Source organism: Kitasatospora sp. NPDC056800 (assembly GCF_042789775.1).
Taxonomy (GTDB): Bacteria; Actinomycetota; Actinomycetes; order Streptomycetales; family Streptomycetaceae; genus Kitasatospora.
Genome location: NZ_JBHUAL010000025.1, coordinates 47,260 through 61,069, shown reverse-complemented (window position 1 = coordinate 61,069; position 13,810 = coordinate 47,260). Strand labels below are relative to the sequence as shown.

Genomic DNA, 13,810 nt, shown 5'->3' with positions numbered 1-13,810 from the left:
CCACGGGAGCGGCCCGGCCTTCCGCCGTACGGGGTCCGCTACTTGAGCAGCGCGGCGGCTTCGAGCGCCCAGTAGGTGAGGATCTGCTCGGCGCCCGCGCGGCGGATCGAGGTGAGCGTCTCCATGATCATCCGCTCCCGGTCGATCCAGCCGTTCGCGGCGGCCGCCTCGACCATCGCGTACTCGCCGGACACCTGGTACGCGGAGACCGGCACCGGGGAGGCGTCGGCGACCTGGCGCAGGATGTCCAGGTAGGCCATGGCCGGCTTGACCATCACCATGTCGGCGCCCTCGGCGAGGTCCTGCTCCAGCTCGCGCAGCGCCTCGCGGGCGTTGGCCGGGTCCTGCTGGTACGACTTGCGGTCGCCCTTGAGCGAGGAGCCGACGGCCTCGCGGAACGGGCCGTAGAAGGCCGAGGCGTACTTGGCGGTGTAGGCGAGGATGCCCACGTCCTGGTGCCCGGCCTCGTCCAGCGCCCGCCGGACCACGGCGATCTGGCCGTCCATCATGCCGGACGGGCCGACCAGGTGGACGCCGGCGTCGGCCTGCACCCGGGCCATCTCGGCGTAGCGCTCCAGGGTGGCGTCGTTGTCGACGCTGCCGTCGGCGGCCAGCACGCCGCAGTGGCCGTGGTCGGTGTACTCGTCCAGGCAGAGGTCCGACATGACCACCAGGGAGTCGCCGACCTCGGAGACCACGTCCCGGATCGCCTGCTGGAGGATGCCGTCCGGGTTGGTGCCCTCGCTGCCGACGGCGTCCTGCACCTCCGGGACGCCGAACAGCATGAGGCCGCCCAGGCCCGCCTCGGCCGCCTCCACCGCGGCCTTGCGCAGGGTGTCCCGGGTGTGCTGGACCACGCCCGGCATCGACGTCACCGGGACGGGCTCGCTGACGCCCTCGCGGACGAACAGCGGCAGGATCAGCTCCGCCGGGTGCAGCCGGGTCTCGGCCACCAGCCGGCGCATCGCCGGGCTCTGGCGCAGCCGGCGGGGGCGAACGTACGGGAATTCAGCGGACACGGCTTCTCTCTCCGAACGGTTGTGCAGTGCCGGGGGCGACGAACGGCCGCCCCCGGCAGCATAGTTAAGAATTCTCAGCGGGCCTTGCGACGCGAGCCGGGGCGGCGCTCGCTGGGCCGGTAGACCGGCTCACCGGCGGCCGTCGCGGTGTCCCGGCGCTTGGCACCGAAGTCCGCCAGCGCCTGGGCCAGCGCGGCCGCCGACGGCGCCGGGGCCATCACGTCGACCCGCAGGCCGTGCTCCTCGGCGGTCTTGGCGGTCGCCGGGCCGATGCAGGCGATGACCGTGACGTTGTGCGGCTTGCCCGCGATGCCGACCAGGTTCCGGACGGTCGAGGACGAGGTGAACAGCACCGCGTCGAAGCCGCCGCCCTTGATCGCCTCGCGGGTCTCGGCCGGCGGCGGCGAGGCGCGCACCGTCCGGTACGCCGTCACGTCGTCGACCTCCCAGCCCAGCTCGACCAGGCCGGCCACCAGGGTCTCGGTGGCGATGTCGGCGCGCGGCAGCAGCACCCGGTCGATCGGGTCGAAGACCGGGTCGTACGGCGGCCAGTCCTCCAGCAGCCCGGCCGCGGACTGCTCGCCGGAGGGCACCAGGTCCGGCTTCACGCCGAAGTCCACCAGGGCCTGCGCGGTGGTCTCGCCGACCGCCGCGACCTTGATCCCGGCGAACGCGCGGGCGTCCAGGCCGTACTCCTCGAACTTCTCCCGGACGGCGCGCACCGCGTTCACCGAGGTGAAGGCGATCCACTCGTAGCGGCCGGTGACCAGGCCCTTGATGGCCCGCTCCATCTGCTGCGGGGTGCGCGGCGGCTCGACCGCGATGGTCGGCACCTCCTGCGGCACCGCGCCGTACGAGCGCAGCTGCTCGGACAGGCCGGTGGCCTGCTCCTTGGTGCGCGGCACGAGGACGTTCCAGCCGAACAGCGGCTTGGTCTCGAACCACGAGTGCGAGGCCCGGTGGGCCACCTGCTCGCCCACCACGGCTATCACCGAGGTGGCCGGGTCGACCGGGGCGGAGACCGGCGAGGGCAGCACCCGGGCGGCCTTCAGGTCCGCCGCGATGCCGGACAGCGAGGAGGTGAAGGTCCGCTGGCGGGTGGTGGTGCCGGAGAGCGTGGCGCTCAGCGCCGACTCCGGCTTGCGGCCGCCCGCGACCAGCGCGGCGGCGGTGGCGGGCAGCTGGCCCAGGGTGGTGCGGACCACCAGGGTGGTCTCCGGCGCGCCCAGGTCGACCGGGCTGCCGGCCAGCAGCGCGGCGCCGTCCACGAAGCGCACGTCGGTGCCGGAACCGGCGCGCAGCGGGACACCCGCGTACGCCGGGACGCCGACCGACTGGGCGACGCCCGGGATCACCTCGAACGGGATCCCGTCGCCCGCGCAGCTGAGCATCTCCTCGGCGGCGCAGCCGTCCAGGCCGGGGTCGCCGTCGACGGTGCGCACCACGTGCTTGCCGGAGCGGACGGCCTCGGCGACCACCTTGGCCAGGTCGAAGTCGGCGCCCTCGGCGGCGGGGGCGTGCACCTGCACGCCGGCCGGACAGTGGCTGCGCACGGCGGCGGCGGTCAGCGGGTCGGCGACCAGCACGTCGGCGGTGGACAGCACCTCGACCGCGCGCAGGGTCAGCAGCCCCGGGTCCCCGGGGCCCGCGCCCAGGAAGGTGCACCGTCCGGTGGCGGGCTGTCCCGCCGGGAACAGGGCGTCGGTGGCGGCGGTGGTGGGGCTCATCGGGCTCGCTCCCCCATCAGGGCGGCCGCGCCCGCGGCGAGCAGCCGGTCAGCCAGCGTGCGGCCGAGGGCCGCCGCCCGCTGCTCGGCGGTCTCGTCGAGGACGATCGGACCGTTGGCGGACATCTTCAGCAGGGCGGTTCCGTCGGGGTCGCCGACCACGCCGTCCAGCCGCAGCTCGTTCTCCCGGCCCCAGGTGGCCAGCGCGGCCACCGGTGCCGAGCAGCCGGCCTCCAGGGTGGCCAGCAGGGCGCGCTCGGCGGCCACGGCGACCCGGGTGGGGGCGTGGTCCAGCGCGGCGAGCGCGGCGGTCAGCTCCTCGGCGTCGGTGGTGCACTCGATCGCGAGCGCACCCTGGCCGGGGGCCGGGATCATCACCTCGGTGTCGAGGTGCTGGGATATCTCGGCGCTGCGGCCGAGCCGGTTCAGGCCGGCCGTGGCCAGCACCACCGCGTCCAGCTCGCCGCTGGTCACGAAGCCGATCCGGGTGTCCACGTTGCCGCGGATCGCGACGGTCTCCAGCTGGGCGCCGCGGGCCCTGGCCCAGGCGTTCAGCTGCGCCATCCGGCGCGGCGAACCGGTGCCGATCCGGGCCGGGCGGCCGGCGCCGGCGAGCTTCTCGACCAGTTCCTCCAGGGCCAGGCCCTCGGCGGCGACCAGGGCGTCCCGGACGTCCTCGCGCTCGGGGACGGCGGCCAGCGCCAGGCCCTCGGGGGCGGCGGTGGGCAGGTCCTTGAGCGAGTGCACGGCGAAGTCGATCCGGCCCTCCAGCAGCGCGTCGCGCAGCGCGGAGACGAACACGCCGGTGCCGCCGATCTGGGCCAGCGACTCCCGGGAGGTGTCGCCGTACGTGGTGATCTCGACCAGCTCGACGGGGCGCCCGGTGACCCTGGTCACCTCGCGGGCCACCATGCCCGACTGCGCCATGGCGAGGGCGCTGCGCCGGGTGCCGAGCCGCAGGGCCGCGGTGGCCGAGGGCTGCTCCGTGATCGGTTGACCATTCATGAGGTGATCGTCCCGGTGGTACTCGTGGGATGGCTGACGGTTCATCTGGTGCCCCCGGCCGAGGGCTGGGGCGCGCCGCCGACGGGCGTGCCCGACACGGCGTGCACGGCCGCCGGGTCGAGGTCGAACAGTTCCCGCAGCGCCTCCGCGTAGGAGGCGCCGCCGGGCTCGGCGGCCAGCTGCTTCACCCGGACGGTCGGGGCGTGCAGCAGCTTGTCGACGACGCGGCGGACGGTCTGGGTGATCTCGGCGCGCGAGCGCTCGTCCAGGTCGGGCAGCCGGGAGTCCAGCCGGCCGAGCTCGGCGGCGACCACGTCGGAGGCCATCGAGCGCAGCGCGACCACGGTCGGCGCGATCCGGGCGGCCCGCTGGGCGGCGCCGAAGGCCGACACCTCGTCGGAGACGATCCGGGTCACCTGGTCGACGTCGCCGGCGCCGGGGCTGGCGGCGTGCGCGTGGGAGAGGCTCTCCAGGTCGACCAGCAGGGCGCCGGGCAGCTCGTGCACGGCGTGGTCGACGTCGCGCGGCATGGCCAGGTCCAGCAGGGCGAGCGGCTCGGGGGACCTGCGGGAGGCGACGGCGGCGGCCACGTCCTCGGCCCGGACCACCACACCGGCCGCGCCGGTGCAGGAGATCACCAGGTCCACGTCGGCGAGCGCCTCCGGCACCTTGGCGAGGTCCAGCACCCGGGCCACGTCCGGGCCGAGGATCTCGACCAGCCGCTCGGCCCGGGCCGGGGTCCGGTTGGCGATCAGCAGGTCGGTCACGCCGGAGCGGACCAGGGTGGCGGCGGCCAGCGAGCTCATCGAGCCGGCGCCGACCACCAGCGCGCGCTTGCCGGCGATCTCGCCCGCGCCCGCCGCGACCTGCTCCAGGCCGAAGGTGACCAGCGACTGGCCGGCCTTGTCGATGCCGGTCTCGCTGTGCGCCCGCTTGCCGACCCGCAGCGCCTGCTGGAACAGCTCGTTCAGGCCGCGCCCGGCGGTGTGCTCCTCCTGGGCCTTGGCCAGCGCGTCGCGCAGCTGGCCGAGGATCTGGCCCTCGCCGACGACCATCGAGTCCAGGCCGCAGGCCACCGAGAAGAGGTGGTGGACGGCGCGGTCCTCATAGTGGACGTACAGGTGGGAGGTCAGCTCCTCCAGGTCCACCCCGCTGTGGTGGGCCAGCAGCAGCGACAGCTCGGCGACGCCGGCGTGGAACTTGTCCACGTCCGCGTACAGCTCGATCCGGTTGCAGGTGTTCAGCAGCGCGGCCTCGCCGACCGTCGCGGTGGCGGCCGCGTCGTGCAGCAGCCGGGTCGGCACCTCACCGGTCAGCGCGGCGCGCTCCAGTACCCCGACCGGGGCCGTGCGATGGCTCAGCCCTACGACGAGAAGGCTCATGCCCGCCCCCCACAGCTCTCGGTGTTCATGCGGGCATCACCGCGGAGAGATCCCCGTCGCCGCCCTTGGCGGACTTTCCCTTGGCCTGCTCGGCCTGGTCCTTGGCCGCCGGCTCGGCGGCGCCCCGGCCCTTGCCGCTGCCGCCGGCCGCGCGGCGCAGCTTGGCGGCGGCCGCCCGGACCGGACCGGGGGCGCGGTCCAGCACCGACTCGGCGCGGTCATCCGGCTCCTCGCCGGCCTTGCGCTGCTCGTGGAAGGCCAGGATCTGGAGCTCGATGGAGAGGTCCACCTTGCGCACGTCCACGCCGTCCGGGACGGACAGCACGGTCGGGGCGAAGTTCAGGATGCTGGTGACGCCGGCCTCCACCAGCCGGTCGCACACCTGCTGGGCGGCGCCGGGCGGGGTGGTGATCACGCCGATGGAGACGTGCTGGCTCTCGACGATCGACTCCAGCTCGTCCATGTGCCGCACCGGCAGTCCGGCCGCGGTGGAACCGACCACGTGGGGATCGGCGTCCAACAGGGCGGCCACCCGGAAGCCGCGGGAGGCGAACCCGCCGTAGTTGGCGAGCGCGTGGCCGAGGTTCCCGATGCCGACGATGACGACCGGCCAGTCCTGGGTCAGGCCGAGCTCGCGGGAGATCTGGTAGACGAGGTACTCGACGTCGTAGCCGACGCCTCGGGTGCCGTAGGAGCCGAGGTAGGAGAAGTCCTTGCGCAGCTTGGCCGAGTTCACGCCGGCGGCGGCGGCCAGCTCCTCGGAGGAGACGGTCGGCACCGAGCGCTCGGAGAGCGCGGTGAGGGCCCGCAGATAGAGGGGCAGGCGGGCGACCGTCGCCTCCGGGATGCCCCGGGCACGCGAGGGTCGGCGCGCGGCGCCCTGGTCGGGCGTCTGCGAACTGCTCTGTGGTGATCGGCCGATTGCCACGGTGCTCCTGTGGGTGAAGCTGGGCTTAGGCAGCCAGGCTATGTGTTTGTGAACGTGTGCACAAAGATGGTGTCCGTTTTGTCCCCGCACAGTGATGCGCATCACGCCATCGAACGCATAGCACCGGCCTGGGTCAGCACGACCTCCGGGGCCTGGGAATCGGGCAGCCACGGGCCGTACGACGCCTCCCGGCGCAGCAGCGGGACGGCGGCGCCGGACGGGCGGGAACGGGCCCGGCCGAGCCGGGGCCAGGGCAGCCGGGCGGCCTCCCGCAGCGGGCCGGTCCAGTCGTCCGACGGACAGGACGGGGCGTCCAGGCAGTACCGCAGCAGCTCGGCGGTCACCCGGGCGTCGCCCAACGCGGTGTGCGCCGGGTACCAGCCGAGGTCCGCCGCCTCCACGCAGGCCGCCAGGCCGTGGCTCCGGGCCTCCGGCAGGTGGGCGCGGGCCAACCGCATCGTGCACAGCAGCGGGACGGGCGGCAGCGGCACCCCGATCCGGGCGAACTCGCGATCCAGGAACGCGTGGTCGCAGCTGACGTGGTGACCGACCAGCACCCGGCCGGCCAGCAGCTCCAGCAGCCACGGGGCGATCTCGCGGAAGCGCGGGGCGCCCTCGACGTCGCACTGGCGTATCCGGTGCACATGGGTCGGGCCGACCGGGCCCAGCGGGTCCAGCAGGGTGGCGAACTCCCCCTCGGCGCGGAGCCGCTCGTCGAGCAGCACCACCGCGACCTCGACCACCCGGTGCCGCCACGGGCTGCGGCCGGTCGCCTCCACGTCCACCACGGCGAAGCCCCGGGGGGCCGTCCGGAACTCCGGGGCTCCGGGGGCCCCAGGGACAGGACCGGGAAGCATGGCGCACTCCTCGTGTGCTCAGCCCCCCACGGGCGCAAACGCGTTCGATCGTAAGCCGACCAACCCGCCCCGTCCCAAGCCGGAACGGAGTGTCTTTGGCAACGATTCGGCGAACCGCCCCCGCCGATCGGCGGGGGGCCGGTGCGCGGACGAACGCGCGGTCAGACCCCGCTCAGCCGCCGCCCGGCCGCGCCCGGCCGCGCACTCAGCCGCCGAGGGCGGTGCGCAGCCGGCGCTCGTCGACCCGCCAGAAGTCGTGCTGGCGACCGTCGATCAGGGTGACCGGAATCTGCTCCCAGTAACGGCGGTACAGCTCCTCGTCCCGGGTGATGTCCCGCTCCTCGAAGGACGCGCCCAACTCCACCGTCACCCGGAGGATCACCTCGCGGGCCTCGTCGCACAGGTGGCAGCCGGGCTTGCCGACCAGGGTCACGGTCCGGCCCGCGGGCTCGGGGCTCTTACGTCGCAGCAGTGGGCTCACCACCCCATTCTCCGCCATGGCGCCCACCCGCCCCCGGGGCCCGCGCCCGGTGGAGCTGTTCACCCCGCGGGCACGGCTGCGTCACGGCCGCCGGGCGCCCGGCTGGCTATCCTCGATGACATGGCCGTGCTCAGAAGGCTCACCCAGGCAAGGCGTTCCAGCAGCGAGCGGAGCGCCCTGGCCGGCGAAGCCGCGGCCGAGGCGGCCGAGGCCGCGCTGCGGGCCGAGCCGGCACCCGACGCCGGGCCCCGGGACGCCGCCGGGCCGGACGCACCGGCCGCGGCCAAGCCCGGACGGACCCCCAAGGCCCCCGCCGAGAACCACACCCCGGACCCGGACGACCCCCGCGCCGCCGCCTTCTTCGACTGCGACAACACCATCCTGCGCGGCGCCGCGATCTTCTACCTCGGCGTCGGCCTCTACCGCCGCGGCTTCCTCACCCGCCGCGACATCGCCCGCTTCGCCTGGCAGCAGGCCTGGTTCCGGCTGCACGGCACCGAGGACCCGGACCACATCTCGGACGCCAAGCAGTCCGCCCTCGGCATCGTGGCCGGCAAGCCCACCGCCGACCTGGAGGCGATCTGCGAGGAGATCTTCGAGGAGGTCGTGGCGGACAAGATCTGGCCGGGCACCCGCGCCCTGGTCCAGATGCACCTGGACGCCGGCCAGCGGGTCTGGCTGGTCACCGCCGCCCCGCTGGAGGTGGCCCGGATCATCGCCCGACGGCTCGGCATGACCGGCGCGCTGGGCACCGTCGCCGAGGCCAGGGACGGCCGCTACACCGGCCGACTGGTCGGCGACCTGCTGCACGGCCCGGCCAAGGCCGCCGCCGTCCGGGCCCTGGCCCGGCGCGAGCGCCTCGACCTCGACCGCTGCGCCGCCTACAGCGACTCGGCCAACGACATCCCGATGCTCTCGCTGGTCGGCCACCCGTACGTGGTGAACCCGGACGGCGCGCTGCGGCGCCACGCCCGGGCCCAGGGCTGGCGGGTGCGGGACTTCCGGACCGGGCGCAAGGCGGCCCGGGTGGGGCTGCCGGCGGCGGCCGCGCTCGGGGTGCTGGCCGGCGCGACGGCGGCCGGGGTGGCGCTGAACCGGCGCCGCCACCGGGCCTGAACCACCCGCCCGAACCCCGGCCCGGAACCCCGGCCCCGAACCTCGTGCCGGACGGCCGTCCGGGCCGCCGGAGGCTTTCCGGAAGCTTTCCGGAGACTCTCCGAGGCGCTCCGGGGCTCTCCGGGGCCGTTCGGAGGCCGCCCGGTCGGGCTCGCCCCGGCGGGTGAGCGGTCGTCAACAAGGCCTCTGACCTGGCCCCTCTTACGGGCGAACTCCCCGCCGTCACACGGCAGTCCGCGTCACCTGCTCGAACCTGTCGCCCGGTGACCGGTTCTGATCGTTCGCCAGGCCGGGAAAGTCAGGGGTTGCCGAGCCCCAAGGCTGGGAAACCGCCCCCCAGGCCGCCAAATTGGTCACCCTGAGCGCCCGTTCGATCACGTTAAGCCGGATGAACGATGACAGCTCCGGTCAATGTCAGCCGAACATGCGCAACAAATGGATCCCAAACGACCACTTCGACCACACGGTGTAGCTGTCATTGCACAAAGCGTTATTCTCTCCTGGATGCACGTCACCACGCGTCCCGCTCGAACGGACGCTTCGGGGAGTGCTCTCCGCGCAGGCGGAGGTGATCCGTCCACAGTTCTGCCTCTGGGAGTCCCGTGTACCCACCCGTCCGGAACGACGCGCCTGCACCCTCCCGCCCGTCGTCCGCGCCCCTGCGTCCCCGCACCGGCCTCCGCGACCGGCCGACCGCCGAGCGGCAGATCTCCACGGGCCTGACCCTGTTGCGCACCCTGCTCCGCAGCCAGTTCGCCGCCACGCCCCAACTCGCGCTCGCCGGCGGACCGTTCGTCCAGCCGCAGCCGCAGCCGCCCGGCCTGGCACTGCGCACCACCGCCGCCGGCTCGACCGGCACCGGCTCGCGCGGCCGCACCGGCAGCACCGGCCGGGGCCGCGCCCGGACCGCGCCCAGCCCCGGCTACGAGACCGAGCACAACCCGGTCATGGAGCTGGTCGAACGGGCCCAGGCCGGCGAGAGCGAGGCCTTCGGCCGGCTCTACGACCACTACGCGGACACCGTCTACCGCTACATCTACTACCGGGTCGGCAGCCGGGCCACCGCCGAGGACCTCACCAGCGAGACCTTCCTGCGCGCCCTGCGCCGGATCGGCACCTTCACCTGGCAGGGCCGGGACTTCGGCGCCTGGCTGGTCACCATCGCCCGCAACCTGGTCGCCGACCACTTCAAGTCCAGCCGCTTCCGGCTGGAGGTCACCACCGGCGAGATGCTCGACTCCAACGAGTGCGAGCGCAGCCCCGAGGAGTCGGTGCTGGAGTCGCTCTCCAACGCCGCCCTGCTGGACGCGGTGCGCCGGCTCAACCCGCAGCAGCAGGAGTGCGTCACCCTGCGCTTCCTGCAGGGGCTGTCGGTGGCCGAGACGGCCCGGATCATGGGCAAGAACGAGGGCGCCATCAAGACCCTCCAGTACCGCGCCGTCCGCACCCTGGCCCGGCTGCTCCCGCCCGACGCGCGATGAACCGCGCCGAGGACGGCACCGGCTCCGTGCGGTCCGGCACCGTACGGTCCGGCCGGCCGTCATCGTTCGCGCCCGGCCGACACGTCAGGGTGAACGGTAGGTCCGATGATCTGCCGTGCGTAACCGACCGCCCGCACCGCTCGTTGGCCAACGTGCAAGCCCCCACCAGGCGTACGGTCAAGTCGAATTGCGGCCTATCACCCGATGGAGTGGCTTTGGCCAGCCGGGGCAACCGTCCGGCGGGCCGGGCTGTCGACAACGACGAAGGGAGGTGTGGCCCGTGACGGCAAACGTGCTTGAGCACCGGCGGGCGAAGGCCTTCGCCGAGGCGCTGGAGGCCCACCAGGCGGAGCAACGCGCTGCGGCCAACGCCGAATCGGACAACACCGCTGCCACCGGCGCGGGTTCGGCCGCGATGGCCGGGCTGGTCGGACTGGCCGACGCACTGGGGGCACTGCCCGGGCCGGTGCTGGACCGGGAGGTCCATACGGTCCAACGCGCCCAGCTGATGGCCGCGTTCGAGCAGGCCTTCGCCGGCGGGACGGGCACCCCGGTGCCCCGCCAGCGCCGCCACCGGGCGATCCGGACGGCGCCGCGCGGCCGCTGGAGCCGCCGGTTCGCGATCGGCGGGCTGGTCGCCGGGCTCGCCGTCGGCAGCCTGGCCGGCGTCGCCGCGGCCAGCTCCAACGCCCTCCCCGGGGACAGCCTGTACGGCCTCAAACGCGGCTTGGAAGGTCTCCGGCTCGACTTCGCGGGCTCCGACTCCGAACGCGGCGAGATGCTGCTCGACAACGCGGCCACCCGGCTCGGCGAGGCCAAGACCCTGGTCGGCCGCACCGACCAGGCCGGCGCGCTCAGCCCGGCCACCGTCGAACAGGTCCGCCGCGCCCTGGACGACATGCACGCCGACGCCCTCAAGGGCCGCGAGCTGCTGCGCTCGGTCTACCGCAGCAACGGCTCGCTCGACCCGATGCGGGCCCTGGCGGGCTTCGCCCACGACGAGGACGGCCGGTGGAGCGAGCTGCAGGGCCGGCTGCCCGTCCAGCTCACCCAGCAGGCCGACCTGGTGAACCGGCTCTTCGACGACATAAGCGAGGACGTCGCGCCCCTGCGCCTGGTCCTGCCCCCCGCTCAGAGCGGTGGCGCGGCCGGCGACGGAGCGGGCGACGGTTCGTCCCACTCGACCGGTGGTTCCCCGGCCGGCTCCCCGGCGGCCGGCTCCGGCACCTCGGCCGGCACCGACCAGGCCCCGGGCTCCGGCGCCGCCGGCAACCGCCCCGGCGCCACCGAGCACGCCCCGGCCTACCCCGGCGCCGGTGCCTCCGGCAACGGCGGCAAGGGCGGCGTCCTGCCGGACACCCTGCCCAGCAGCGCCCCGGACGCCGTCAACGGCCTGGTCGGCGGTCTCACCAGCGGGCTCACCGGCACCAAGCCCTCGCCGAGCGCCGACGCGGCCCCGGCGCAGGGACCGCAGCAGGCCTCGCCCAGCGCCCCGAACGCGGCCCAGCCGCAGGGCGTCGAGGTTCCCCCGCTGCTTCCGGACCTGCTGCCCGGGCTGCGCATCCTGGGCGGCTGACAGCAGGGCGGTGGGGGCCCGGCGGAGTGCGATATCCGCCGGGCCCTCGCCGTCCCCGGGGAACCCCGGGATCCCTCGGGTTCTCCTAGAAGAACACCGAACGCCGCTGCACCAGCAGCTCGTAGAGGGTGTGCTGGATGGTCTCGCGCACCTCGTCGGCCAGGTCGAAGACCAGCATCGGGTCGTCCGCCGCCTCCACCGGGTAGGTGTCGGTGGCGATCGGCTCGCCGAAGCGGATCGTCCACTTGGTCGGCAGCGGCAGCGCCCCGAGCGGGCCCAGCCACGGGAAGGTCGGGGTGATCGGCACGTACGGCAGGCCCAGCAGCCGGGCCAGCGTCTTCACGTTGCCGATCATCGGGTAGGTCTCCTCCGCCCCGACGATCGAGCAGGGCACGATCGGCACCCGCGCCCGCAGCGCCGAGGAGACGAAGCCGCCGCGGCCGAACCGCTGGAGCTTGTAGCGCTCGGAGAACGGCTTGCCGATGCCCTTGAAGCCCTCCGGCCAGACCCCGACCAGCTCGCCGCGCTCCAGCAGGGCCTGGGCGTCCTCGTTGCAGGCCAGGGTGTGGCCGGCCTTGCGGGCCAGCTCGTTGACGCCGGGCAGCACGAAGACCAGGTCCGCGGCGAGCATCCGCAGGTGCCGCCGGGCGGGGTGGTGGTCGTGGACGGCCACCTGGGTCATCAGGGCGTCGAGCGGGATCGTCCCGGAGTGGTTGGCGACGATCAGCGCGCCGCCCTCGGCCGGGATGTGCTCCGCGCCCTGGACGTCGATCCGGAAGTACTTCTCCGCCAGCGGGCGCAGCAGCGAGAGCAGCACCTCCTCGGTGAGCTCCCGGTCGAAGCCGAACTCGTCCACCTCGTAGTCGCCGGTCACCCGGCGGCGCAGGAAGGCCAGCCGCTCGGCGGCGCGGCCCTCCCAGCCCTTGCCGAACAGCCGGGTGGCGACCGGGCCGAGCGGGCCGGCCAGCGCCCCGCCGACGGCCTCGGCGAGCCGGTCGGCCGGATTCGGCCCCTCGGGCGACGTCCAGCTGGGGGCCGTCTCGATCGGGATGACCTTGGCCTCGCCCGGCGCGTTCTCGGCTGCGGCACTCATCGCGGGTTCAGCTCCTCGGTCGGCGGGGGCGGTTCGGTACGGCGTCCGGACCGGCGCCCGGCCCGGCGGGCCCGGCGGCTTCCGGGCCGAGCAGGGCGGTCAGCCGGTCGGTGACGGCGGCCAGCCGCTCGGGCGGCAGCAGGCCCGGCCCTCCGGCGGCGGCGAAGTCGGCGAAGGCCTCCGGAGTACTGAACGCCGGACGGTAGCCGAAGGTGTCGCGCAGCCGCGCGGTGTCCACCACCCGGCCGTGGGTGAGCAGCCGCAGCTGCTCGGGCGAGACGTCCACCAGCCGGGTCTGCCGGGCCAGCACGGCCATCCAGCTGACCGCGGGCAGCAGCAGCGGCAGGGTGGGCCGGCCGAGCCGGCGGGCGCACTGGGAGAGCAGCAGGACGCCCTCCCCCGCCACGTTGAAGGTCCCGGTGTTGACGGTGCCCGGCTCGGGCTCGTCGGCGGCCCGGCAGAGCACCGCGACGGCGTCGTCCTCGTGCACGAACTGCAGCCGCGGGTCGTAGCCGAGCACGGTCGGCAGCACGGGCAGCGCGAAGTACTCGCTGAGCGGGGTGTCCGCGTTCGGGCCGACGATGTTGGCGAAGCGCAGCACCGTCACCGCGACGTCCGGGCGGCGCCGGGCGAAGCCGCGGACGTAGCCCTCGACCTCCGCCGCGTCCTTGGCGAAGCCGCCGCCGGGCGGGTCCTTGGGCTGCATCCGCTCGCTGAACACCGCCGGGTCGCGGGGCGCGGAGCCGTAGACGCCGGTGGTGGACTTCACCACCAGCCGGCGCACCCCGGGGGCCTTCTGGCAGGCGCCGAGCAGCTGCATGGTGCCGATCACGTTGGACTCCTTCACCGCGGAGCGGTTGGTGGAGCCCAGGCCGGTGGCGCTGACGCTGAGGTGCACCACGGTGTCCACCCGGTGCTCGGCGAGCACCCGGGAGAGCGCCGGACGGCGCAGGTCGAGCTGGTGGAAGCGGTACGGGGCGGCCGGGCCGGACGGCTCCTCGGGCGGCAGCCGGGGCGGCTGCACGTCCACGCCGACCACCAGGTCGACGCCCGGCCGGCGGCGGACCTCGGCGGCGAAGCGGGCACCGAGCCGGCGCGCCACGCCGGTGACGAGCACGACCACGCCCACGGTGCTGCACCCCCGTT

General features: G+C 74.6%; 12 protein-coding genes. 3 read left to right on the top strand and 9 right to left on the bottom strand.

Annotation, left to right across the window (positions count from 1 at the left end):
* Positions 1–38: 38 nt before the first annotated feature.
* The 7 genes from hemB to ACFRQN_RS08765 all read right to left on the bottom strand — a co-directional run bounded on the left by hemB (position 39) and on the right by ACFRQN_RS08765 (position 7,416).
* On the bottom strand, positions 39–1,019 hold the full coding sequence (gene hemB, locus ACFRQN_RS08795) for a porphobilinogen synthase (RefSeq protein ID WP_117488311.1): 981 nt from the start codon (positions 1,017–1,019) through the stop codon (positions 39–41).
* Positions 1,020–1,093: 74 nt separating this feature from the next.
* The gene (locus ACFRQN_RS08790; protein WP_049650477.1) at positions 1,094–2,746 is read right to left on the bottom strand and encodes a bifunctional uroporphyrinogen-III C-methyltransferase/uroporphyrinogen-III synthase; all 1,653 of its coding nucleotides are present in this window, start codon (positions 2,744–2,746) and stop codon (positions 1,094–1,096) included.
* Positions 2,743–3,750, bottom strand: coding sequence for a hydroxymethylbilane synthase (hemC, locus tag ACFRQN_RS08785; RefSeq protein WP_380739291.1), 1,008 nt, complete (start codon positions 3,748–3,750; stop codon positions 2,743–2,745). The genes ACFRQN_RS08790 and hemC overlap by 4 nt, the downstream gene beginning before the upstream one ends.
* Positions 3,751–3,791: 41 nt before the next feature.
* Positions 3,792–5,132, bottom strand: coding sequence for a glutamyl-tRNA reductase (locus ACFRQN_RS08780; protein ID WP_117488315.1), 1,341 nt, complete (start codon positions 5,130–5,132; stop codon positions 3,792–3,794).
* Positions 5,133–5,157: 25 nt separating this feature from the next.
* Positions 5,158–6,054: a redox-sensing transcriptional repressor Rex gene (locus ACFRQN_RS08775; RefSeq protein WP_049650497.1), complete on the bottom strand. Its 897-nt coding sequence runs from the start codon at positions 6,052–6,054 to the stop codon at positions 5,158–5,160.
* A gap of 107 nt (positions 6,055–6,161) precedes the next feature.
* Complete coding sequence (locus ACFRQN_RS08770; protein WP_380739288.1) at positions 6,162–6,917, bottom strand: exonuclease domain-containing protein; 756 nt, start codon at positions 6,915–6,917, stop codon at positions 6,162–6,164.
* A gap of 205 nt (positions 6,918–7,122) precedes the next feature.
* Positions 7,123–7,416: a glutaredoxin family protein gene (locus ACFRQN_RS08765; protein WP_380739286.1), complete on the bottom strand. Its 294-nt coding sequence runs from the start codon at positions 7,414–7,416 to the stop codon at positions 7,123–7,125.
* A gap of 102 nt (positions 7,417–7,518) precedes the next feature.
* On the opposite strand from ACFRQN_RS08765, the gene ACFRQN_RS08760 reads away from it, so the two are divergent.
* The 3 genes from ACFRQN_RS08760 (at position 7,519) to ACFRQN_RS08750 (ending at position 11,571) form a co-directional block, all read left to right on the top strand.
* The gene (locus tag ACFRQN_RS08760; protein WP_380739284.1) at positions 7,519–8,514 is read left to right on the top strand and encodes an HAD family hydrolase; all 996 of its coding nucleotides are present in this window, start codon (positions 7,519–7,521) and stop codon (positions 8,512–8,514) included.
* A gap of 707 nt (positions 8,515–9,221) precedes the next feature.
* Positions 9,222–9,995 (top strand): ECF subfamily RNA polymerase sigma factor, BldN family, encoded by a 774-nt coding sequence (locus ACFRQN_RS08755; RefSeq protein WP_380739300.1) that lies wholly within the window; start codon positions 9,222–9,224, stop codon positions 9,993–9,995.
* 280 nt (positions 9,996–10,275) lie between these two features.
* Positions 10,276–11,571: a DUF5667 domain-containing protein gene (locus ACFRQN_RS08750; RefSeq protein ID WP_074004022.1), complete on the top strand. Its 1,296-nt coding sequence runs from the start codon at positions 10,276–10,278 to the stop codon at positions 11,569–11,571.
* A gap of 85 nt (positions 11,572–11,656) precedes the next feature.
* Here ACFRQN_RS08750 and ACFRQN_RS08745 read toward each other — a convergent pair whose 3' ends face one another.
* Together ACFRQN_RS08745 and ACFRQN_RS08740 are read right to left on the bottom strand one after the other, a co-directional pair.
* Complete coding sequence (locus tag ACFRQN_RS08745) at positions 11,657–12,664, bottom strand: lysophospholipid acyltransferase family protein (protein ID WP_380739282.1); 1,008 nt, start codon at positions 12,662–12,664, stop codon at positions 11,657–11,659.
* A gap of 7 nt (positions 12,665–12,671) precedes the next feature.
* Positions 12,672–13,793, bottom strand: a complete 1,122-nt coding sequence (locus tag ACFRQN_RS08740; RefSeq protein ID WP_049652195.1) for an NAD-dependent epimerase/dehydratase family protein — start codon at positions 13,791–13,793, stop codon at positions 12,672–12,674.
* Positions 13,794–13,810: the final 17 nt, after the last annotated feature.